This window comes from Providencia sp. PROV129 (assembly GCF_028482245.1).
In the GTDB taxonomy this organism is placed as follows: Bacteria; Pseudomonadota; Gammaproteobacteria; order Enterobacterales; family Enterobacteriaceae; genus Providencia; species Providencia vermicola.
Window position 1 is genome coordinate 191,334 of sequence record NZ_JAMPQD010000006.1, and the last position, 22,732, is coordinate 214,065.

Annotated in this window: 24 protein-coding genes; 15 read left to right on the forward strand and 9 right to left on the reverse strand. The window is 41.6% G+C overall.

The annotated features are described in order from the left end of the window. Positions 1-266: 266 nt before the first annotated feature. Both PSF27_RS03740 and PSF27_RS03745 read left to right on the forward strand, forming a co-directional pair. A complete protein-coding gene (locus PSF27_RS03740) occupies positions 267-503 on the forward strand; it encodes a hypothetical protein (protein ID WP_206084153.1) in 237 nt (78 codons plus the stop codon). Between the two features lie 54 nt (positions 504-557). Then, positions 558-1,130 carry a helix-turn-helix transcriptional regulator gene (locus tag PSF27_RS03745; RefSeq protein WP_206084154.1) on the forward strand — a complete coding sequence of 191 codons (573 nt, stop codon included), beginning with the start codon at positions 558-560 and terminating at the stop codon, positions 1,128-1,130. A gap of 19 nt (positions 1,131-1,149) precedes the next feature. Here the strand turns inward: PSF27_RS03745 and argS are convergent, their stop codons facing one another. Beyond that, on the reverse strand, positions 1,150-2,880 hold the full coding sequence (gene argS / locus PSF27_RS03750) for an arginine--tRNA ligase (RefSeq protein WP_206084155.1): 1,731 nt from the start codon (positions 2,878-2,880) through the stop codon (positions 1,150-1,152). 166 nt (positions 2,881-3,046) lie between these two features. On the opposite strand from argS, the gene PSF27_RS03755 reads away from it, so the two are divergent. From PSF27_RS03755 to PSF27_RS03775, 5 genes are all read left to right on the forward strand, one after another. Beyond that, entirely contained in the window at positions 3,047-3,601 is a 555-nt protein-coding gene (locus tag PSF27_RS03755) for a VOC family protein (RefSeq protein WP_206084156.1), read from the forward strand. A 184-nt stretch (positions 3,602-3,785) separates the two neighbouring features. Continuing rightward, the gene (gene cutC, locus PSF27_RS03760) at positions 3,786-4,547 is read left to right on the forward strand and encodes a copper homeostasis protein CutC (protein ID WP_272538485.1); all 762 of its coding nucleotides are present in this window, start codon (positions 3,786-3,788) and stop codon (positions 4,545-4,547) included. Positions 4,548-4,881: 334 nt separating this feature from the next. Beyond that, on the forward strand, positions 4,882-7,305 hold the full coding sequence (locus PSF27_RS03765) for a DMSO/selenate family reductase complex A subunit (RefSeq protein WP_206084158.1): 2,424 nt from the start codon (positions 4,882-4,884) through the stop codon (positions 7,303-7,305). A gap of 10 nt (positions 7,306-7,315) precedes the next feature. Then, a complete protein-coding gene (locus PSF27_RS03770) occupies positions 7,316-7,933 on the forward strand; it encodes a DMSO/selenate family reductase complex B subunit (RefSeq protein WP_206084159.1) in 618 nt (205 codons plus the stop codon). Between the two features lies 1 nt (position 7,934). Then, a complete protein-coding gene (locus PSF27_RS03775; RefSeq protein ID WP_206084160.1) occupies positions 7,935-8,711 on the forward strand; it encodes a dimethyl sulfoxide reductase anchor subunit family protein in 777 nt (258 codons plus the stop codon). Between the two features lie 54 nt (positions 8,712-8,765). Here PSF27_RS03775 and cmoB read toward each other — a convergent pair whose 3' ends face one another. From cmoB to PSF27_RS03800, 5 genes are all read right to left on the reverse strand, one after another. Then, positions 8,766-9,737 carry a tRNA 5-methoxyuridine(34)/uridine 5-oxyacetic acid(34) synthase CmoB gene (gene cmoB / locus PSF27_RS03780; protein WP_225818332.1) on the reverse strand — a complete coding sequence of 324 codons (972 nt, stop codon included), beginning with the start codon at positions 9,735-9,737 and terminating at the stop codon, positions 8,766-8,768. A gap of 2 nt (positions 9,738-9,739) precedes the next feature. Then, positions 9,740-10,489: a carboxy-S-adenosyl-L-methionine synthase CmoA gene (gene cmoA / locus PSF27_RS03785; RefSeq protein ID WP_225818333.1), complete on the reverse strand. Its 750-nt coding sequence runs from the start codon at positions 10,487-10,489 to the stop codon at positions 9,740-9,742. Between the two features lie 124 nt (positions 10,490-10,613). Next, the gene (locus tag PSF27_RS03790) at positions 10,614-11,012 is read right to left on the reverse strand and encodes an MAPEG family protein (protein ID WP_206084163.1); all 399 of its coding nucleotides are present in this window, start codon (positions 11,010-11,012) and stop codon (positions 10,614-10,616) included. Between the two features lie 149 nt (positions 11,013-11,161). Beyond that, on the reverse strand, positions 11,162-11,566 hold the full coding sequence (locus PSF27_RS03795) for an NUDIX hydrolase (RefSeq protein WP_206084164.1): 405 nt from the start codon (positions 11,564-11,566) through the stop codon (positions 11,162-11,164). A 111-nt stretch (positions 11,567-11,677) separates the two neighbouring features. Then, a complete protein-coding gene (locus PSF27_RS03800; RefSeq protein WP_206084165.1) occupies positions 11,678-12,001 on the reverse strand; it encodes a DUF4377 domain-containing protein in 324 nt (107 codons plus the stop codon). Positions 12,002-12,519: 518 nt separating this feature from the next. On the opposite strand from PSF27_RS03800, the gene aspS reads away from it, so the two are divergent. From aspS to ruvB, 6 genes are all read left to right on the forward strand, one after another. Continuing rightward, positions 12,520-14,289, forward strand: coding sequence for an aspartate--tRNA ligase (gene aspS, locus PSF27_RS03805; RefSeq protein ID WP_272680887.1), 1,770 nt, complete (start codon positions 12,520-12,522; stop codon positions 14,287-14,289). An 8-nt stretch (positions 14,290-14,297) separates the two neighbouring features. Continuing rightward, the gene (gene nudB / locus PSF27_RS03810; protein WP_206084167.1) at positions 14,298-14,729 is read left to right on the forward strand and encodes a dihydroneopterin triphosphate diphosphatase; all 432 of its coding nucleotides are present in this window, start codon (positions 14,298-14,300) and stop codon (positions 14,727-14,729) included. Between the two features lie 30 nt (positions 14,730-14,759). Continuing rightward, on the forward strand, positions 14,760-15,503 hold the full coding sequence (locus PSF27_RS03815) for a YebC/PmpR family DNA-binding transcriptional regulator (protein ID WP_206084168.1): 744 nt from the start codon (positions 14,760-14,762) through the stop codon (positions 15,501-15,503). 239 nt (positions 15,504-15,742) lie between these two features. Continuing rightward, complete coding sequence (gene ruvC, locus PSF27_RS03820; RefSeq protein WP_206084169.1) at positions 15,743-16,264, forward strand: crossover junction endodeoxyribonuclease RuvC; 522 nt, start codon at positions 15,743-15,745, stop codon at positions 16,262-16,264. A 140-nt stretch (positions 16,265-16,404) separates the two neighbouring features. Beyond that, positions 16,405-17,022, forward strand: coding sequence for a Holliday junction branch migration protein RuvA (ruvA, locus tag PSF27_RS03825; protein ID WP_206084170.1), 618 nt, complete (start codon positions 16,405-16,407; stop codon positions 17,020-17,022). Between the two features lie 16 nt (positions 17,023-17,038). Further along, positions 17,039-18,049, forward strand: a complete 1,011-nt coding sequence (gene ruvB, locus PSF27_RS03830; RefSeq protein ID WP_206084171.1) for a Holliday junction branch migration DNA helicase RuvB — start codon at positions 17,039-17,041, stop codon at positions 18,047-18,049. A 61-nt stretch (positions 18,050-18,110) separates the two neighbouring features. Here ruvB and PSF27_RS03835 read toward each other — a convergent pair whose 3' ends face one another. The 3 genes from PSF27_RS03835 to znuC form a co-directional block, all read right to left on the reverse strand. Continuing rightward, the gene (locus PSF27_RS03835; RefSeq protein ID WP_206084172.1) at positions 18,111-18,578 is read right to left on the reverse strand and encodes a hypothetical protein; all 468 of its coding nucleotides are present in this window, start codon (positions 18,576-18,578) and stop codon (positions 18,111-18,113) included. Positions 18,579-18,721: 143 nt separating this feature from the next. Continuing rightward, positions 18,722-19,507 (reverse strand): zinc ABC transporter permease subunit ZnuB, encoded by a 786-nt coding sequence (gene znuB, locus PSF27_RS03840; RefSeq protein ID WP_206084173.1) that lies wholly within the window; start codon positions 19,505-19,507, stop codon positions 18,722-18,724. Next, complete coding sequence (znuC, locus tag PSF27_RS03845) at positions 19,500-20,267, reverse strand: zinc ABC transporter ATP-binding protein ZnuC (RefSeq protein ID WP_272680888.1); 768 nt, start codon at positions 20,265-20,267, stop codon at positions 19,500-19,502. The genes znuB and znuC overlap by 8 nt, the downstream gene beginning before the upstream one ends. Positions 20,268-20,343: 76 nt before the next feature. Here znuC and znuA point away from each other — a divergent pair, with 76 nt between their 5' ends. Both znuA and mepM read left to right on the forward strand, forming a co-directional pair. Next, on the forward strand, positions 20,344-21,303 hold the full coding sequence (gene znuA / locus PSF27_RS03850) for a zinc ABC transporter substrate-binding protein ZnuA (protein WP_206084175.1): 960 nt from the start codon (positions 20,344-20,346) through the stop codon (positions 21,301-21,303). A 20-nt stretch (positions 21,304-21,323) separates the two neighbouring features. Further along, entirely contained in the window at positions 21,324-22,661 is a 1,338-nt protein-coding gene (gene mepM / locus PSF27_RS03855) for a murein DD-endopeptidase MepM (protein ID WP_241016837.1), read from the forward strand. Positions 22,662-22,732: the final 71 nt, after the last annotated feature.

Consider the following 22,732-nt stretch of genomic DNA (forward strand, 5'->3'; position numbering starts at 1 on the left):
TCGTTTTAAACCCCATTGTATTTTCTATCCATTTCCAATTTTTTCATCTCTTTTAATAATTCCTCAATTAATAATATTATAATTATTTTATGATATATCAAGTAATTGTTTTTATTAATAAAAATAACATTCATTGTTTGTTTTACGGTATATTTAGTGCGCGCTTGTTTTTTATCAATAAAGCGTAGGAGGCCACTAGAAATTGGCATAAATAGGATGTTGACCAATGTCAACGTTTTTGGTTATAGTGTATTTATCGGAGGGCGATGAAAAAACATCCGAACAAGCATATTCAAGCAGCCATTGAATATGCGATTGCTAATGGCTGGTTTTGGGTGAGTGCAGGGAGTTCATCACATACATTTTGTAAATTACGTTGTGGTAACGCTGTTGATGAGCACAAAACACATATGATGAGTGTTTGGTCAACACCAAGAGTGATGGAAAACCATGCCAAGCAGATCATCCGGAAAGTGGATCACTGTATTGCACTTTCGAAATAATTATAGCGGCTTAGGCCGCTTATTAGATGATAAAAAAGAGATTAAGGAGCTTTGATGGCGCAATACGCATTCACGTTAACACTTTCTGGGGTAACGGTAGATACCACGGGCTTAGAAGATGCTTTATTTACGGCAGGCTGTGATGATGCCTTGGTGTGCTACTATGGTAATTCCGTTTATTTAGAGTTTGATAGAGAGGCGAGTTCACTGGATGCGGCTATTGAAACGGCAATTGCTGATATTGAGAGCGCAGAAATCTCAATGCAAGTGGCATCAGTTGATAGCACGCTGGTTGGTTTAAGTGATATTGCAGAGTTAGCAGGGTTAACACGCCAAGCGGTTGCATTATTAAAAGATGGGTCAAGAGGAAAAGGCAATTTTCCAGCCCCAGTACAACGTTTAAGTGGCAACTCACCTTTGTGGGATTGGGCTAGTGTGGCTAGGTGGTTAAAGGATAATAATCGTTTAGGGCATGACCCTGAACTTTGTGAAAAAGCAAAAACATTGTGTAAGTGGAATCTAGTCTTACAAAATTGTGCGAATGAAAACGTTGAAGAAATACAGACTTTGACGCAAAAGTTACTTACGCGACGAAAAGAAAAACAGCCCACCGAGGCGAGCTGTTAATTAAATAACGCGAACGTGATTACATTCTTTCGACTGTTTCAATACCTAATGTATCTAAACCTGTTTTTAAGGTTTTTTGCGTTAACGCCGCCAGTTTTAAACGGCTTTGGCGTACAGCGTCATCTTCGGTCGATAAAATTGGGCAGTGTTCGTAGAAAGAAGAGAATAGGCCTGCAAGTTCATACAGGTAAGCACACATCACATGTGGCGTTCCATCACGCGCAACAGTGAGAATGGTTTCTTCAAACTGCAATAAACGTGTCGCCAGTGCGATTTCACGTGGGTCTTGCAGTGAAATTGGTAAAGTCAGATCTGCTTGAGTTAAGTTGGCTTTTTTGAAGATAGAAGCAACACGGGTATACGCATATTGCATATACGGTGCGGTGTTTCCTTCAAACGCTAACATGTTATCCCAATCGAAAATGTAGTCCGTTGTTCTGTTTTTCGATAGGTCTGCATATTTTACTGCGCCAATACCAACGACATTCGCCACATTCAGTAGCTCGTCTTCAGGCATGTCTGGGTTTTTCTCGCGGATCAGCGCTTGTGCACGTTCAACGGCTTCATCTAATAAGTCAGATAAACGTACAGTACCACCTGTACGGGTTTTAAATGGCTTCCCGTCTTTACCCAGCATCATTCCAAACATGTGGTGTTCAAGTGCCATTGTCTCAGGGATATAACCCGCTTTACGGACGATAGTCCAAGCTTGCATCAAATGTTGGTGCTGACGTGAATCGATGTAATATAATGAGCGATCGGCATGGAGCGTTTCGTAACGGTATTTGGCGCAAGCGATGTCAGTGGTGGTGTATAAGAAACCGCCGTCTTTTTTCTGGACGATCACGCCCATTGGTTCGCCTTCTTTATTTTTAAATTCATCAAGGAAAACGACGGTAGCGCCTTCACTTTCAACGGCTAAACCTTTGGCTTTTAAATCAGCGACAATGCCTGGTAACATGCTGTTATATAAGCTTTCACCCATTACATCGTCTTCAGTTAAAGTGACATTTAGGCGTTTGTAGGTTTCTTGATTCTGCTGCATAGTGATATCAACAAGCTTACGCCACATTTCACGGCAGTATTCATCACCTGATTGCAGTTTTACGACATAACCACGAGCACGTACCGCAAATTCTTCATCTTCGTCATAGTGTTTTTTAGCTTCGCGATAAAACTCTTCCAGATCAGCGAGCGCCATGTCATTGGCACTTTCGTTTTGCACTTTTTCAAGATAAGCAATGAGCATACCGAACTGAGTTCCCCAGTCGCCAACATGATTAGCGCGGATCACGCGGTGACCGATAAATTCTTGCGTACGTGCAGCAGCGTCACCAATAATGGTTGAGCGCAAGTGACCAACGTGCATTTGTTTTGCCACGTTAGGTGCAGAATAGTCGATAACGATGGTTTCGGCTTTTACAGGGGCAAGGCCTAAACGTTGGGAGGCTAATGCTTCTTCAACGTGTTTTTCAACCCAAGAAGGTTCAAGGAAGATATTAATAAAGCCTGGTCCAGCAATTTCCACTTTGCTGGCAATACCATCTAAATCTAAATGATTGAGGATCTGTTCAGCGAGTTGTCGTGGTGGCATCCCCAGTTTTTTAGCCGCGCCCATGACGCCGTTGGCTTGATAATCACCAAATTGGGCTTTAGCGGATTGACGCACGAGTGCATCACTGTCTGCTGGAGCGCCCGCTGCAAGCATTGCAGTACTAATTTTGTCTGAAAGAATCGCCTGAATATTCACTGAATTACCTTAAATTACGAACATAGTTACCACATTGTGCCATCACATGTGGAGAACTAAAAGGTGGAAGAGAAAAATCGGCAGGTTTTATACCATATTTTGGGGGACTCATGCTACAGTCAGCGCCATTGTTTAGATGATAAGTAGATAAAAAGAGGTTTTTGTTGTGCTGCCATTTCGTGAAGTTCCACAATTAAACGATTTATGGGAAGACTTACCTAAATTTGCCAACCAGTTGCAATTAATGGCGAAACAACTTGATGTGTCATTAACGGCTTACGTTATCGATCATATTTCAGTACGCTGCCACTACCTTGAAACAGCACAGCGCTGGCATGAAGGTTTATTGCAATGCGGGCAGATTATTTCCGATAATATCATCAATGGCAGGCCAATTCGTTTATATGAACTTAGCCAACCACTACAAATTGCTGGGCAGAGTGTATTTATCGTTGAGCTACCGTTTCCAAAAGATAAAAAATACCCACAAGAAAGTTGGGAACATATTGAAATGGTGATTAATGTGCCTCCCGCAGAATTGGAAAAAACGGCACGAGCATTACTGCCGAACCCTCTTCCAATCGGATTTAATGTGAAAGTAAGTCAGCCTAAAGGGCAGCAAGAACGTTTGCCCAATCCAACATTGGCAGTGTCAAATGGTAAGATAACCGTCAAATACCACCCATTTACGCTAAAAAAGATAATTGAAAGTGAAAAATAAGTGATGCAATTAACGTTATTGATCAATAGTGCCAGTGTTTTTTTCGGGGTGTGATATCCATCCGATAACATTTTTTAATAAATGGCATTATTCAAAACGGTATTAACAATTATTATTCTACCCCTATCTATTTGTATTAGGGGAATTTAAAGCATGGGCTTTATTACCACATTTGGAGGTAATCATGGCGAAACTGGAAATTTGCTGTTTCGGAATTGAATGTGCTCAAGTAGCGCAAGAATACGGTGCTGACCGTATCGAATTATGCTCTGGTGCCGCAGATGGCGGTCTAACACCAAGCTATGGCTATCTGAAATTAGCAAGAGAAAAACTTCACATTCCAGTTCATCCCATTATTCGTCCTCGTGGTGGTGATTTTTGCTATAACGTTAGCGAATTTGACGTTATTCGTGAAGATTTAATCATGATAAAGGAAATGGGGTTTCCAGGAGCAGTCATTGGCATTCTTGATAGTGAAGGGCGCATTGATATTAACCGTATGCATGGGTTGATGGAAATCGCCAATGGGATGAATATAACTTTCCATCGCGCGTTTGATATGTGCATCAATCCACTGCTTGCCTTAGAGCAATTAAATGAATTAGGTGTAGCGCGAATTTTAACTTCGGGCCAGCAGCAGAGTGCAGAATTGGGATTGCCATTATTGAAAGAATTGCACGAAAAAAGCCAAGAAATCAATGGTCCTAAAATTATGGCAGGTGCGGGGGTTCGTTTAGCTAATTTAAGTAAGTTTATGGAAATTGGTTTAACTGAAGTACACAGTTCTGCAGGTAAAACGGTACCATCAACCATGAATTACCGTAAAGTGGGCGTGACGATGGCATCTAATAGTGAAACGGATGAGTTCACACATTATTGCGTTGATGGGCCTACTGTAGAAGCGATGAAGGACTTTATTTCTATTACGGAAAAAGTACTAATTTAACGGTGCTCAAAATTTAAAGGAGAAACCTATTATGGGTTTCTTCTTATTTTGTCTTGGTGCTATAGGGAATAGCAAAAGCAGTCAAGTAAACATTAGAGTAGTAAATCTATAATTTCTATAAATATTCTTTTTTGAAGTTCTGACTTTTACTAGTTGATTATGCGTTAGAATTTAACAAAAACCATGGATTATTGGGTTTAAGTAGCCAACATATTCACAAACTCATCTTGGTTGATGCATATCAATTAACCTTACAAAATACATGCCTACTATCTAATTATTATAAAAATATATTTTTTAGTTTATTTAATAATAATTAGAAGGTAGCAATGTAATGATTAATCACTTAGGAAAGAAAGCGTTAAGCAGGAGACGATTTATTCAAGTCTCTGCCTCAGCCGCAACAGCAACTGCCGTTGCAGGTTCTATCTCGTTACCCTTTACGGCTCAAGCCGCTTCAATGGCTAAAACCCAGCCAGATGAAATTAATGAAAAAATCAAATATAGCGCCTGTTTAGTGAACTGCGGAAGCCGCTGTCCACTAAAAGTTCATGTCAAAGATGATGTTATTACACGTATTTCTAATGAAACGATGTACGATGACAGTCAATTTGGTTTACACCAGATACGCCCTTGCTTAAGAGGGCGTTCTGTTCGTTGGAAAACCTATAACCCAGACAGAATAAAATACCCAATGATCCGTGTTGGTAAACGGGGAGAAGGCAAATTTAAACGTATTAGTTGGGATGAAGCGACAACCATTGTTGCTGAAAAATTAAAAGAGACAATTAATAAGTACGGCAATGAAGCGATTTATTACCAATATGGCTCGGGTTCGACAGGGGCTAATTTACAAGGGCGTAATGCCTGTAAACGTTTATTAAATCAGCTTGGTGGTTTTCTTGATCAACACGGAACATATTCAACAGCACAGATAAACGGCGTGATCCCTTATGTATATGGTAAGTTGGATGATTCCCTTTTATCTGAAATTGCCAACAGCGATCTCGTTGTTATGTTTGGGCACAACATTGCAGAAACGCGCATGTCAGGTGGTGGGCAATTCTATGAAACCTTGCAAGCATTAGAAAAAAGCAAAGCAAAAGTGATTATTATCGACCCGCGTCGTACGGATAGTGTGACAACATTAGGCGCAGAGTGGATACCTATTTATCCTGGAACGGATGGTGCGCTCGTTGCTGCTATCATTCATACTTTAATTAAAGAAGAATTAACAGACGAAGCTTTTCTCGCACAATATTGTGTTGGGTGGGATAGCCAAACATTACCAGACTCGGCCCCTAAAAATGCCTCCTATAAAGATTACATTTTAGGGTTCGGTGAAGATGGTGTCGAAAAAACACCAGAATGGGCGAGCAAAATAACGGGGGTATCACCAACGCGGATCATTCAATTGGCTCGTGAATTGGGCAATGCCAAGGCCGCGTGGATTTCGCAAGGTTGGGGCTTACAAAGAACCGCATCAGGGGAACAAGCTGCACGGGCGGTGATGATGTTGCCTATCGTGACGGGCAATATTGGTCGAGCAGGCACCAATGCAGGGGGATGGGGCGGTAACGTAGCTTATCCCGTTCCTGGATTTGCGATACCTAACCCTGTAAAAACTAAAATCCCGTGTTTTATGTGGACTGATGCCATTGTCCGCGGTACTGAAATGACAGCGGAAAATGCCACGCTATTAGGAAAGGACAAGCTTGAAACCAACGTAAAATTTCTTTGGCATTACGCTAGTAATGTGACGGGAAATCAACACTCAGATTTAAATAAAACCCATAAGATTTTGGCGGATGAATCACTCTGTGAATTTATTCTTGTGTGGGATATCCACATGACGCCATCCACAAACTACGCAGATTTAATTCTACCTGATGTGAGCAGCGTTGAGTCGAATGACTTAATCAATAATTCCTATGCAAGTGGAGCTTATCACTATGCGATACGCCTGCAAAATGCGATCACACCGCTGTGGGAATGCCGACAATCTTACGATGTTTTAACTGATATTGCTGACAAATTGGGGATTAAAGACCAATTTACTGAGGGGCGAACTCATGAGCAATGGATAGAACATTGTTACAACCAAATGCGTGAAAAAAATCCACAGTTACCCACTTTCGAAGAAACCAATGACATGGGGATTGTTGATAGAAAACTCGCAAATAGTGCAGACTATATTGCACTGAAGTCTTATCGGGATTCACCAACCGAAAACCCGCTGCCAACGCCATCAGGTAAAATTGAAATTTACTCAGCACGCTTAGCAAAAATAGCCCAAGAATGGGACTACCCTGATGACCAACGTATTCCCGCAGTGCCTGAATATTGTGTGAATACAGAAGGGGTTGAAAATACAAAGGCAAGGGAAAAATACCCACTACAAATGACGGGCTTTCATGATAAAGGCCATGCGCATTCATCCTACTTTAATGTCGCGGTATTGCGTGAGGCTGTACCACATCAATATTGGATAAACCCAATCGATGCATCCGCTCGAGGTATCCAAGATGGCAATCTCACTGAGATTTTCAATGATAGAGGGCGCATAAAAATTAAGGCGAAAGTAACGGCGCGGGTATTACCAGGCGTGATTGCGGTTCCTCAAGGGGCATGGCGTGAACTTGATAGCGAAGGCGTTGATATTGGTGGTTGTATTAATACGCTAACGACTCAGCAGCCGTCTGCACTCGTAAAAGGTAATCCTCAACATACTAACCTCGTTGATGTGAAACGTGCATAAGGAGCGACAAATGAAACAGTATGGTTTTTATTTTGATTCGACCAAATGCACGGGGTGTAAAACCTGTCAGGTCAGTTGTAAAGATGAAAAGGATTTAGACCTTGGCCCTAAGTTCCGCCGTGTTTATGAATTCGGAGGGGGAAGTTGGCAGCAACAAGACGGTATTTGGCAGCAAAATGTGTACAGCTATTACTTGTCAATTTCTTGTAATCACTGTTCAAACCCAACATGTGTCGAGGGTTGCCCAACAGGAGCGATGCATAAACGAGAGCAAGATGGCCTCGTGGTTGTTGATCAAACTATTTGTGTCGGTTGTCGGTATTGTGAGTTACGTTGCCCTTATGGCGCTCCGCAATATGATGAAAAGAAAAAGCTGATGAGCAAATGTGATGGCTGTTATGAGCGAGTAGAAAAAGGCATGAAACCTGTGTGCGTCGAATCATGCCCTCAGCGTGCGTTAGATTTTGATGATATTAACGTGTTACGTGAGCGCCATGGACAAATTAGTGGGATTGCCCCAATGCCAGACCCAAGTTTAACAAATCCCAATATCGTGATTAAACCGCATAAAGATGCTAAACCATCGGGTGATAAAAGCGGGATATTACAGAACCCTGCGGAGGTCTAACATGCACGAACTTCCTCTTGTTTTTTTTACTGTTTTTGGTCAGTCTGCCGCTGGGCTTTATCTGTTTGCTTATCTAAGCAAACGAATCGGTTGGTCGAGTAGCGAACAATTACGCCAATCGAACATTCTGGCTTTTGTATTGATGCTTATAGCTTTAGTTATCGGCAGTTTGCATGTGGGGCAACCATTGCGTTTTTTCAATATGTTGTTAGGTGTAGGGCGCTCGCCAATGAGTAATGAAGCCTTACTGAGCGGTATTTTTGTCGCATTTGGTGCAGGGATTGTCTTTTTTACGTTGTTTGTCAAAAATGCCATGTTACGAGAAGTCTGTAATGTGGGCGCGATCATTTTCGGATTGGCATTCGTATGGTCAATACCGCAAGTCTATAATATTGAAACTGTTGCCAACTGGTTTACGGTTTTCACAACACTGCAAATGTGGATGACACTGTTTGTTGGCGGTGGGGCACTGGCGATTTTAATGGGGGCGCAACGGCTTGGTTCAATGGCATTTCTGCTTGGTGCGATTATCATTTTTGCCACAAGAGCGGCATATATCTCATTCCTAGGTGAAACAGGGCCTGTAATAAGTGCTGAACAAGCTGGTTTTTGGGCGTTTCAATTAGTGGTGATAGCAATCATGCTATTTGTTTTTCCTGCGCTGCTCTATCGCGGCAGAAACTCTGCTATTGTGCTCAGTATTTGCGTGTTAGCGGTGATACTCGCCGAGTTATCTGGACGAGTTGCATTTTATAACTTATGGCAAATAGCGATGTAATAATGGGCTGATGAAATGTGCCTATGGGGTTATACCGATAGGCACATTACTCGTTTAAGGCTTTCGTGCAACTAGAATTGCCCGCAGTGGAGCTGGATAGCCCTCAACCGTCTTAGTTTGGTCATTCGGATCCAAAAATTCTGCGAGAGAATCTGTTTTCATCCACGGTGTGCGGCGCTGTTCCTCTAATGAAGTTACGGCTTGGTCAACAATACGCACATCGACGAAACCGCATTTTTCTAACCACACCTTAAGCATTTTAGCGGAAGGGATAAAATAGACGTTACGCATTTGTGCATAGCGATCACCTGGGATGAGGCATTGAAATTCATCACCTTCAACCACTAAACTTTCGAGCACTAATTCGCCTTCACTAACTAATTGGTTTTTTAATTGCCATAAGTGGTCAAGTGGAGAGCGGCGATGATATAAAACCCCCATGGAGAACACAGTATCAAAGGCTTTTAGCTCAGGAAGTTGCTCAATACCGAGAGGTAATAAATGCACTTGTTGGTTATCACCCAATAATTTTCTTACCGCTTCAAATTGGCATAAGAAAAGTTCTGTGGGGTCAATGCCGACAACAAATTTGGCTTCTTGCCCTAACATCCGCCACATATGATAACCGCTGCCACAACCTACATCTAACACATACCTATCTTTTAATGATGAAATATGCGGTAAAACACGATCCCATTTCCAATCTGAACGCCATTCGGTATCAATATTGACACCATAAAGGGAGAAAGGGCCTTTACGCCATGGCATTAATTGCTCAAGGATATTATTTAAACGGCGTGTTTCCCCAGAGGTCAGCGCTGGATCGCGAGTTGCCGTCACACTGTTAATTAAGTCTAATTGGGTTGGATGCATAACAGGCAAATTATCAAGCATTTTTTCCCATGAGGAAAAACCACCGTGTAAACCTTGTTTTTTCCACTCCGTTAACTGCGCAGGTAATGTTTCTAACCAGTGACTTAATGGGCCAACGGCAATTTGTTGGTAAAAACGACCGAAATCAATCATCTTTAAGCCTCTTTAAGCGCTAACAGTGAGCCAAAATTAAAACATTGGAACCAAACTTCGCAGTGGCTAAACCCAACGTGTTTTAGGCGAGCTTTGTGTGTTTCAACGGAGTCAGTCAACATCACGTTTTCTAACATGCTGCGCTTTTGGCTAATTTCTAATTCGCTATAGCCATTTGCCCGTTTGAAATCATGATGCATATTGAACAGTAACTCACCGATTTCGTTGTCTTCAAAATTAAATTTTTCGGAGAGAACCAAAATGCCACCTGGTTGTAACCCGCGATAAATTTTTTCGAGTAATAAAAGTCGGTCATCAGGCTTGAGGAATTGCAAAGTAAAATTGAGTACAACCATTGATGCATTTTCAATATTCACATCACGAATATCACCTTCAATCACCTCAACGGGGGTCTTTGCGCGGTATGCATCAATATGGCGGCGGCATCGTTCTACCATCGCTGGGGAGTTATCGATAGCAATAATTTTACTGTTCTCAACTGTAATATTGCGTCGAATAGAAAGCGTTGCCGCACCTAATGAGCAGCCTAAATCATATACGCGGCTGTTTGGCTTCACAAAACGGCCCGCAAGCATACCAATCATGGTAATAATATTGGAATAGCCAGGCACAGAGCGCTGGATCATATCGGGGAATACTTCGGCGACTTTTTCATCAAATTGCCAATCACCAAGGTTAGCAATCGGTGCGGAAAAAAGACTGTCTTTGTGGTTTGGATCCTGACTTGACATAAGTTCTGTATTAATAATCAAACAAAAGTAGTGGGGGATTGTATCAGAAAGGTAGCACAGTGAAAATCAATCCATTGAGAATGAAATAATGAGGCGGCACATTAAGTCGTGCCGTAGAAGAGCACTAAAGATTAAATGAAACGATTTGTAGCCATGGCAGATAATAAGTATTGGCGATAACCATTAATGCCATCGAAAGATAAGTTGCAACCATACCTGAGCGGCGATAAGAGTAATCATGGTTTTTTAAGCCATAAGAATGGAGTAACCGACCTGCAATTAAAATTAAACCACAAATGTGGATCATCCAAACTTGAGCACCGTTCATCTCCATTAAAAGTAATAAAATAAGGGAGATAGGTATGTATTCAATGGCATTGCCATGAACACGAATTGCGGTTTGCAGTTCATAAAAACCACCATCCCCATAGGCTATACGGTACTGGTTACGTAGCTTCACAACATTTAAAGATAATCTAAGCAGCAGTAAGGCACCCAGTACAGCGTACAAAGAGCTGACCATTTTTTACTCCACCATAAAACGAATCAAATTATGAAAACACCTAAAAATATAAGTTATAGTAATGGGTATTAACGATATTTTCTAAATTGTAAATCCTAAAATGCCGTTCGACAAATGAATTAACAACTTTTTTGGGTAATCACGTAGCGTTACTTGACTAAGCCATCTTGTTTTAATTGGGATAGAACCGCGGCGGCTGTCGTTGAACATCGAGGTAAATCTTCACTGGTAAACCATGCTAACTCAGCAATTTCAGCGGCAGGTTGCGGTATTCCTTGATAATCTGCAAAATAGCAGCGAATACGCACTTGTGTGCCACCGTCTTTACCATCAGCAAGTCCTATAAACTCACCATAAAAGCCAATAGAGCCAGGTACTAAGTTTAACGTCAATTCTTCTTCAATTTCACGACATAAAGCTTGCTCATCACTTTCACCTTGCTCGCGCTTTCCGCCTGGGATGTAAAATAAGCTTTTATTGTGTGAGCGTACCATGGCAACTTTATTTTCAGACAAAGCAATTAACCCAAGTTTATCAATAATTTTATCACTCATAATTTTGCTACTCTTGTTATTTCCGATGGTTAGTTTGCTCAATTTGGTTGAGATAAAATAAAGCCATTAAGCAGGAAGTAAGCCCACTTAATGACTATCAAGGATTAAAATTTATTTCTTTTCAACGATTTTTACAAGTTCATAGCGGATGCTTGGCGCATCAGCTGGTGGGTTTGGTACATCAAATTGTTTAACTTGTAAGACGTAAGAGAAGCCTGGTTGATATTCAAAACCTTGAATAGAACTATAGAATAACTGCCAGTCATCATTTGGGTTTTCTTTGACTTTCATACACTTCATTGGAGCAACACCCACGCAGTCAGCGAGTGTGGAATCGATGTAAAATGTTTTATTGTTATCAATATCTGCAGTTTTCACAGTTTGGCATCCAACAAGTAGCATCAGCATAGATGAAGCAATTAACAGTTTTTTCATGTGTGATCCTTAAGCAGCAGATGATTAATTAGGTTGATTACTGAGTTAATTGGATTATAGCAAACTGAAAAAGGTAACAATTCCTAAATCGACCTAATTCCCAGAATGCCTAAGCTATTAAGTTATAAAAAGGGATGAAGGTCTTACTCTGTAAGCTTCGTGTACTTTTTGTGCAGCAATAAGTGATATTAGAAATAAACCTTTGCCATAATATATACATGGCGTCTTTAGTCCCTTAAAATCAACTTAACCATATTCCTCATTTAACCCTGTCTAGCTAAGGGTGGTAATCACAATGAAGTTGATGAACAACCATAAAAATGATGAAAATATGATTAAAAACAAAATGGTTTAGGCGATAAGCGGTATTCGCAACTATTTGTCTAACAGAATTTCCTGTATAATGTCTGCCTTTTTGACATTCTGAATTTTCAGCCCGTGTTTCGCAAATAGGGTTCAGCAAAATGCCAAAATCCCGCAGCAAGCAAAAGCACAACAGCTGAGTAAAAGGATATTGTATGCGTACTAATTATTGTGGGCAGTTAAGCATTGCTCACGAAGGCCAACAGGTCACTCTTTGTGGATGGGTAAACCGCCGTCGCGACTTAGGTGGTTTGATTTTTATCGATATGCGTGACCGTGAAGGCATCGTTCAAGTTTTCTTCGATCCAGATCGTAAAGACATATTTGAAAAAGCGTCAGAGCTGCGTAATGAGTTCTGTATCCAAATCACAGGGACAGTACGCGCGCGTCCAGATAGCCAGAAAAATAAAGATATGGCGACTGGGGAAATTGAAATTTTTGCGCAAGAGCTTTATGTATTCAATAAATCAGAACCGTTGCCACTCGATAGCAACCAAACAAATACAGAAGAGCGTCGCTTAAAATACCGCTACCTAGATTTACGCCGTCCTGAAATGTCTGAGCGCTTACGAACTCGTGCGAAAATCACCAGTTTTGTCCGTAATTTCATGGATACAGAAGGCTTCGTTGATGTTGAAACGCCAATGTTAACTAAAGCAACGCCTGAAGGCGCTCGTGACTATTTAGTTCCAAGCCGTGTTCATAAAGGTAAATTTTACGCGCTGCCACAGTCTCCACAACTGTTTAAACAGTTACTGATGATGTCTGGCTTTGACCGCTATTATCAAATCGTAAAATGCTTTCGTGATGAAGATTTACGAGCAGACCGTCAACCTGAATTTACCCAAATCGATGTTGAAACCTCATTTATGACTGCAGAGCAAGTACGCGAAATCATGGAACGCATGATCCGCAATCTCTGGTTAGACGTGAAAAATGTTGATTTAGGCGATTTCCCAATCATGACGTTTGCAGAAGCAATGCGTCGTTATGGTTCAGATAAACCAGACCTTCGTAACCCAATGGAACTGGTGGATGTTGCTGATATCGTTAAAGATGTTGAGTTTGCCGTATTCTCTGGTCCTGCGAATGATCCGAAAGGCCGTGTTGCGGCATTGAAAGTGCCTGGCGGCGCAGCAATGACCCGTAAACAAATTGACGAATATGGCCAATTCGTGGGTATATATGGTGCGAAAGGGTTGGCTTGGATGAAAGTCAACGAACGTGCTAAAGGAATAGAAGGTATTCAAAGCCCAGTCGCAAAATTCCTCAATGAACAGGTGATTAACCAACTGTTAGACCGTACTGGTGCAGCGGATGGCGATATCATTCTGTTTGGTGCAGGTGCGAAAAATGTGGTCACAGATTCAATGGGTGCACTGCGTTTGAAAGTGGGGCGTGATTTTGAACTGACAGATCTAAATAGCTGGCAGCCACTGTGGGTCATCGATTTTCCAATGTTTGAAGAAGATGGGGAAGGTGGTTTAACCGCGATGCACCATCCATTCACATCGCCGAAAGATTTCTCACCAGAAGAGCTAGCAAGTAAACCAGAAGATGCTGTTGCCAATGCTTATGATATGGTGATTAACGGTTATGAAGTGGGTGGCGGTTCAGTGCGTATTCACCGTAATGAAATGCAGCAAACCGTGTTTAGCATTTTAGGTATTAATGAAGAAGATCAACGTGAAAAATTTGGTTTCTTATTAGACGCACTGAAATACGGCACACCACCACACGCAGGTTTAGCTTTTGGCCTTGACCGTTTAGTGATGTTATTGACTGGAACGGATAACATCCGTGATGTTATCGCTTTCCCGAAAACAACCGCTGCGGCTTGTTTAATGACGAATGCACCAAGCTATGCAAACCCAGACTCGTTGACAGAGTTGGCGATTGCTGTTGTGGCGAAAGACGAAGAGTAAGACGGCGAATGACCGCATTTAAGCGCCCTGAATCGGTATTAGTCATCATCGTGGCTGAAACAAGCGGTCGGGTGCTAATGCTACGGCGTAAAGATGATCCAGACTTCTGGCAGTCCGTGACTGGAAGTCTGGAACCTAACGAAAAACCGTATGAAACTGCGTGTCGTGAAATCAAAGAAGAGACTGGTTTTGACGTTAAACAAAACGGCTTGCAAGACTTGTCCCATAGCATCATCTTTGAAATTTTTCCGCATTTCAGGCATCGTTATGCACCGAATGTAACACATTGCAAAGAGCACTGGTTTAAAATGGTGCTAGATGAAGAACACATGCCATTACTGACTGAACATACAGAGTTTCGTTGGTTAAGCCCAAATGAAGCGGCAAAACTTACTAAATCATGGAGTAACAGTCAGGCTATTTTAGAATTTGCTAATTAATTATTGTATTGACGTTTTTGGAGATATTTCATGGCAGGTCATAGTAAATGGGCCAATACCAAACACCGTAAAGCAGCCCAAGATTCTAAGCGCGGTAAGATTTTCACAAAAATTATTCGTGAACTTGTCACTGCTGCACGTTTAGGTGGTGGTGATACTGGCACTAACCCACGTTTACGTGCCGCAGTAGATAAAGCATTATCAAATAACATGACTCGTGACACCTTAAACCGTGCAATTGCACGCGGTGTGGGTAATGATGAAAGTGATAATATGGAAACCATCATTTATGAAGGTTATGGTCCTGGCGGTACTGCTGTTATGGTTGAGTGCTTAAGTGACAACCGTAACCGTACCGTATCTGAAGTGCGCCACGCGTTTACTAAAACAGGTGGTAACTTGGGAACAGATGGTTCAGTCTCTTATTTATTTACCAAACGTGGTGTTATTACTTATGCACCAGGTGTGGATGAAGATGCATTGATGGAAGCGGCGCTTGAAGCGGGTGCGGATGACGTTGAGACCTATGACGACGGTGCAATCGATGTTTACACTACCTTTGAAACATTTGGTACGGTTAAAGATGCATTAGATGCAGCAGGCTTTACGAGCGAAGCGGCTGAAGTTTCAATGATCCCATCGATCACAGCAGAACTTGATGCTGAAACGGCACCAAAATTGATGCGCCTTATCGACATGTTAGAGGATTCTGACGACGTTCAAGAAGTTTACCATAATGGTGATATTTCTGACGAAGTCGCAGCGACACTGTAATCAGTGACGTACTATTTTACATCTGTAATCTAGTCCCTCCGCGTAGAGAAAGCGGGCTGACCCAGCCTGTTTTCTCTAACGCCTTTGTTCTTCTTTCTTTTTCTTCTACTATACTTTTTATATTCCATGGATAACATTAAGAATCAAATAGCTATTTAATTGAAATAGATAGTATTATGCTACTAAGTAGAATGATGAATAAATAGCATTTAATAATAAGAGGTACAAATCGATTCTTTATGGCAATTATATTAGGAATTGACCCTGGTTCTCGTGTCACTGGCTACGGCGTTATTCGCCAACAAGGTCGGCAATTACTGTATCTAGGCAGTGGTTGTATTCGCACTCAGGTTGATGATTTACCAAGTCGTCTGCAACGTATTTATGCGGGGGTCTCGGAAATTATCACACAATACCAGCCCGACGTTCTTTCAATCGAACAAGTCTTTATGGCAAAAAACCCAGATTCAGCGCTCAAATTAGGCCAAGCACGTGGCGTCGCGATAGTTGCAGCGGCAAATTTGAGTATTCCAGTGTTTGAATATGCGGCTCGCCAAGTTAAACAAACGGTTGTTGGGACAGGGGCCGCTGAAAAAAGCCAAGTACAACATATGGTTAAATCAATACTCAAGCTGTCCGCTAACCCACAATCCGATGCTGCGGATGCGTTGGCGATTGCGATTACACATTGCCATTTTAATCAGAACTTATTAAAAGTGGGTGATCCTCGTTTAGTATTAACGCGTGGGCGGTTAAGGTAGAAGTTTGTCTGAAAGCTGACGGTATGAAAACAAATAGCTTGCAACTGGATATGCATCCAGCCCTTTTTGTGGTATAAACAGCACTATTAATAACTTTGGCTAAACAGATTTCGTTTTAGGCCATAATAGAGGAATTCAATGTGATTGGTCGTTTACGTGGTATCGTATTAGAAAAGCAACCACCAATAGTTTTATTAGAACTTCAAGGGGTAGGTTATGAAGTTCATATGCCAATGACGTGTTTCTATGAATTACCTGATATCGGGCAAGAAGCGATTGTTTTTACACATTTTGTTGTTCGTGAAGACGCCCAATTACTATATGGTTTTAACGATAAGCAAGAAAGAGCACTGTTCAAAGAATTAATCAAAGTTAACGGTGTTGGGCCTAAGCTTGCATTGGCAATTTTGTCTGGTATGTCAGCACAACAATTTGTTTCTGCAATTGAACAAGAAGCGATTGCATCATTGGTTAAGTTACCAGGGATTGGTAAAAAAACAGCCGAACGTTTAGTTGTTGAAATGAAAGACCGTTTCAAAGGGTTGAATGGTGATTTATTCAATCAAACCAGTGAGATCAACTTACCTAATGTGAATAGTAAGGTACCAAGTACTGCTGATATCGAAGCAGAAGCAGCGGCGGCATTAATTGCATTGGGCTATAAGCCACAAGAAGCGAGTCGCATGATAAGCAAAGTCGCGAAGCCAGGCAGTGATTCTGAAACATTAATCCGTGATGCCTTACGTGCAGCACTCTGATTAAGAGGCCATTGAGATGATTGAAGCAGATCGCTTAATTACTGCTGAAGTTTTACAGTCGGATGAAGAAGCCATTGATCGTGCGATTAGACCAAAATTACTCAGCGAGTATATTGGTCAGCCACAGGTTAAAGATCAAATGGAGATTTTTATCCAAGCAGCCAAAATGCGGGGTGATGCTCTCGACCATCTGTTGATTTTTGGCCCCCCAGGGCTGGGTAAAACAACCCTCGCAGGGATTGTTGCTAACGAATTAGGCGTAAATTTACGGACAACCTCAGGGCCTGTATTGGAAAAAGCAGGTGATTTAGCTGCGATGCTAACCAACTTAGAGCCACATGATGTGCTCTTTATTGATGAAATTCACCGCCTCTCACCTGTTGTTGAAGAAATTCTTTATCCTGCAATGGAAGACTACCAATTGGATATCATGATTGGTGAAGGGCCTGCGGCGCGTTCCATTAAAATTGACCTACCGCCATTTACGTTAATTGGTGCAACAACGCGGGCTGGGTCACTAACTTCCCCGTTACGTGATCGGTTTGGTATCGTACAACGCCTTGAATTCTATCAGGTTGCGGACTTACAGTATATTGTCAAACGTAGCGCCCAATATATGGGGCTTGATATCACCGAAGAAGGTGCCATGCAAGTTGCCATGCGCTCTCGCGGCACGCCACGTATTACAAATCGCTTGTTACGTCGTGTACGTGATTTCGCACAAGTTAAAGGTGATGGCTCTATTGATGAGCTAATCGCAAACCAAGCTTTGGATATGTTAAATGTCGATGCAGCAGGCTTTGATTACTTAGACCGTAAGCTACTCGTGGCGATTATCGATAAATTTATGGGTGGTCCTGTTGGTGTGGATAACTTAGCAGCAGCAATTGGGGAAGAACGTGAAACAATCGAAGATGTTTTAGAGCCTTATTTAATTCAACAAGGTTTTATCCAACGTACTCCTCGAGGACGAATGGCGACAGCGCATGCGTATAACCATTTTGGTTTAACGCCAAAAGAGGTGTAACCAATACCCCACCAGCGAATTAAGGTGGGGGAAACTTTACGTGCTGGGTAGCGTTGAGCATTTATCGGGAATTTGGGTCGGTTGTAAAATCGATATCAATATCATCCGTGTCTTTCGGTAAACCATAATCTAGAATACTGTACAAGTTCAGGTTCGATGATGATTTACATGCTTTTTTACTGATAATTTTGTCACCTTTGTAGACAACAACACCTTGATAATACCAACCTTTACCCTCCCCATCATAAAGTACATAATTATAATTACCATTCTGAAAACGAATGTAGACTGAGCTTGCACCACCGATAAACATCCCTTCTCCGACAAAAATATTCTCTTTACCTTTTGTATTGGTGGGCAGAGTAATCTCAGTTTTACCTAAGGTTCCATAACGATAGACAGGGGGTTTGCCTTTTTCTATAACAACGCTAACTAATTTGTTATTTTCTAACTGGCATGAGTATTCTATTGCGCTTGCCGATGCTGAAAATAACCCTAGAGCAACCAAAAAGGTGAGGGACTGCTTCATGTTACCATCCTGTGATTTAAATTACTCTTTGTGAGTATGGATAATCGGTAAAGGAAAAGCCATTTATATTAATTAAGTTTATATAAATAAAAACGCCGTTGTTCAAAATAAACAACGGCGTGGATAAACTTTTAAGTTATCAATTAGTTTTTTGCTTTAACTGTTAAGCTAAGCACAAATAAAACGGCAGAAACCAAAACAACTGATGGGCCAGCAGGGGTATCATAAAATGCCGAAAAGGTTAATCCACCCGTGACCGATATCATACCAATTAACACCGCAATAAATGCCATTTGCTCAGGTGTACGTGCAAAACGACGAGCGGTAGCGGCTGGAATAATCAGAAGTGAAGTAATAATTAGTGCACCAACAAACTTCATGGCGATACCGATTGTTAATGCAGTGACTAACATCAATAATAAACGTAAACGTTGAATATTGATGCCATCGACAAAAGCAAGCTCAGGACTAACGGTAATGGATAAAAGCGCTCGCCAGCGATAAAAAAGTAACCCGCAAACGACAATCACACCAATAAAGATCATGATAATATCTTCATAGTTAACAGAGAGAAGATCACCAAATAAGTAAGCCATTAGGTCAACACGTACATTAGCCATTAAACTTACGACCACTAAACCGAGTGATAACGAGCTGTGAGCCATAATTCCGAGTAATGTATCAACGGCAAGTTGTGGACGTTTTTCAAGCCAAACTAAAATTAGTGCAAGTAAAAGGGTAACGGCAACGACAGCATAAAAAGGGTTAATATTTAGTAATAACCCAAAGGCAACACCCAATAAAGAAGCATGTGCTAAAGTGTCACCAAAATAGGACATGCGACGCCAAACAACGAAAGAGCCTAATGGCCCCGCTGCAATCGCAAGTAACATGCCCGCTATCCAGCCAGGTAATAATAACTCAATCATGCTTGCAGTCCTTGCTGTGTTGATGGCTACGAATAATATTACCTTCTAAATCATGTTGGTGATTATGTTGATGGCGATATACCCCTAATTGTTGCGCACCGCGATACCCAAACATAGCAACAAATTCAGGGTGATTGGACACCACATCAGGTGCACCTGAACAACAGATATGGCCATTAATACAGAGTACTTTATCTGTTTTTGCCATCACTAGGTGTAAGTCGTGAGAAACCATGAGTACGGCACAGCCAAGCTCTGTTCTTAATTGATTAATTAAGTCATACAAAGCAACTTGACCTGTAATATCAACACCTTGCGCAGGCTCATCCAGTACGAGCAAGTCAGGTTTGTTGAGCAATGCACGTGCGAGTAAAACGCGTTGAGTTTCACCACCCGATAACTTTTGCATCGGTTGCTCTAGAAGATGAGTCGCATTAACACGCTCAAGAGCAGGTAATAAATGTTCTTGGCGAACACCTAGCTTGAGTAACATAAAACGCTTTACTGTTAGGGGGAGCGTTGTATCTAAATGCAATTTTTGAGGAACATAGCCAATAGAAAGTGATGAGGCACGTTCAATTGAGCCTGAAGTCGGGGGAAGTAACCCAAGAACAACACGTACTATGGTTGATTTTCCTGCACCATTTGGCCCTAAAAGCGTCACAATGTCTCCTTTGTTAAGTTCAAAGGACACATCTTTAAGGACTTGCTTGTCACCAAATGAAACAGAAATTTTATTTAAAGTCAGTAATGGTTGCATATGAAAAACATCTTGCAGAAATCATGTTGTGTTATATTATAACATTTCAAAATTAAAATCACGGAAAAAGACTGCTATGATACATAAATCGAAACACATTGCCCGTAAATTTCTTTTCGGAGCTGTGGCGACCTCCGTATTGAGTGCAACATTGGTGTCTACCTCAAATGCGGATGTGGTAACATCGATTCGTCCATTGGCTTTTATTGCCTCAGGTATTGCTGATGGCGTGACGGAGACACAAGTTCTACTGCCAGACGGTTCATCCCCGCATGATTACGCATTAAAACCTTCTGATTTGAAAAAAATTAAACAAGCAGACTTATTTGTGTGGGTTGGACCTGATCTCGAAATGTTTTTACAGAAGCCTATCAATACGTTACCTCAGAATAAACGTCTGGCACTAGCGGAACAGACAAACATTAAATCACGACTTATGGCCGAGTCTCATGAAGATGAACATGACCATGAACACTCGGATGAAGCTAATCATGACAAGGATCACGAACATCATCACCATGGTGAGTATAATATGCACATCTGGTTATCCCCAGAGATCGCAAATTTCGCTGCACAGGACATTCATGATCGTTTAGTAGAGCTTTATCCTGATCAAAAAGATAAGCTAGACGTAAACCTTCGTAAATTCAGAGAAAATATGGCGCAAAGTGATAAAAAAATTGCTAGTATTTTGCAGCCAGCTCGAAACAAGGGTTATTTTGTTTTTCACGACGCTTATGGCTACTTTGAAAAACACTATCAACTCGCTCCTTTGGGGCATTTTACGATAAACCCAGAAATACAGCCTGGTGCGCAGAAATTACATCAAATACGAACACAATTGGTTGAGCATAAAGCGCAATGCGTTTTTGCTGAGCCACAATTCAGGCCTGCAGTAATTGAAAGTGTAGCGCGTAATACGGGAGTCAAAATGGGAACTCTCGACCCACTCGGAATTGGGCTGGTACTTGGACCAGATAGCTACATGCAGTTTTTGACAAACTTGTCGGAACAATATGCCAGCTGCCTGAATTAAAAATAGAAGGAATTGTTTAAGTGCAGCAAATGGCCAAAGGTCTGGCTCAGGTATATGGTAGCCTGTCTAGAACTCATAAAATCGTATTAAGTACGCTTACAGTCGCTACCATGGCCGTCGCAATTTGGCGGCCAGTTCATGTTCCAACGACTTCTGAAAATGATGGTATGCCTGATACCATCATTCCTCTAGCGTTATTACCTTCCACTGATGCCACTGACGATATTATTCAAGATAGTAGTGATCAATTACCTGACGAAGGTCTTGCAGATACCGAAGCAGAAGCAGATGGTGCGGAGGGGGAGACAACGCCGTTAGCCCATGAATATGTTGTTGCAAGCGGTGATAACTTAACAACAATTTTAACTCAGTTTGGTATTGAAGCTGGGGATGTTGCAACACTTTCGAATCAACATAAGTCACTGAGAAACCTAAAAATTGGTCAGGCACTAAATTGGTCTTTGACAGAGCAAGGTGAATTAGAATCACTAACATGGGAAGTGAATCGCCGTGAAACGCGGGTATTTAACCGAGTAGGCACGACGAATAAATTCGAAGAGGTTAAGCAAATTCGTACTGGCGAATGGACGAACAGTATTTTAAAAGGTACTGTTGATGGTTCTTTTGCACAAAGTACCAGTAAAGCAGGTTTAACACGTAATGAAGGCCGTGAAGTCATTAAAGCGCTACAATGGCAAATTGATTTTCGTAAATTGAAAAAAGGCGATAAATTTAGTGTGTTAATGAGCCGTGAAATGCTCAATGGCCGCAGCGAACAAAGCCAGCTTGTTGGTGTACGTTTGCAAACTAATGGTAAAAGCTATTATGCGTTCCGAGCTGAAGATGGCAAATACTATGATAGCGAAGGGAATGGCTTAGAACGTGGTTTCCTGCGTTTTCCAACAGCGAAACAATTTAGGGTTTCTTCCCAGTTCAATCCTCGTCGTGTCAATCCAGTAACAGGGCGTGTTGCACCACATAAGGGTGTAGACTTTGCAATGCCAGTAGGGACACCCGTTTTAGCAGTTGGTGACGGTGAGGTGATTGTGTCGAAATACAGTGGTGCTGCGGGCAACTTTATTGCTATTCGTCATGGTCGCCAATATACCACTCGTTATATGCATTTACGTCAATTACTTGTTAAACCTGGTCAAAAAGTTAAACGTGGTGACCGCATCGCATTGTCAGGTAATACAGGGCGCTCGACAGGGCCGCACTTGCATTTTGAAATGTGGGTAAATCAGCAAGCGGTTAATCCTTTAACTGCCAAATTACCAAGTTCAGGTGGGTTAACAGGTAAAGAGCGCAAAGAATACTTAGCGTTAGTTAAAGAAACAAAACCTCAACTGAAGCTGTAATAAATTCTTCTCCTTTCATAACTGGCAGGTACTTGTATCTGCCAGTTTTTTTTGAAATGCTTCCATAAATC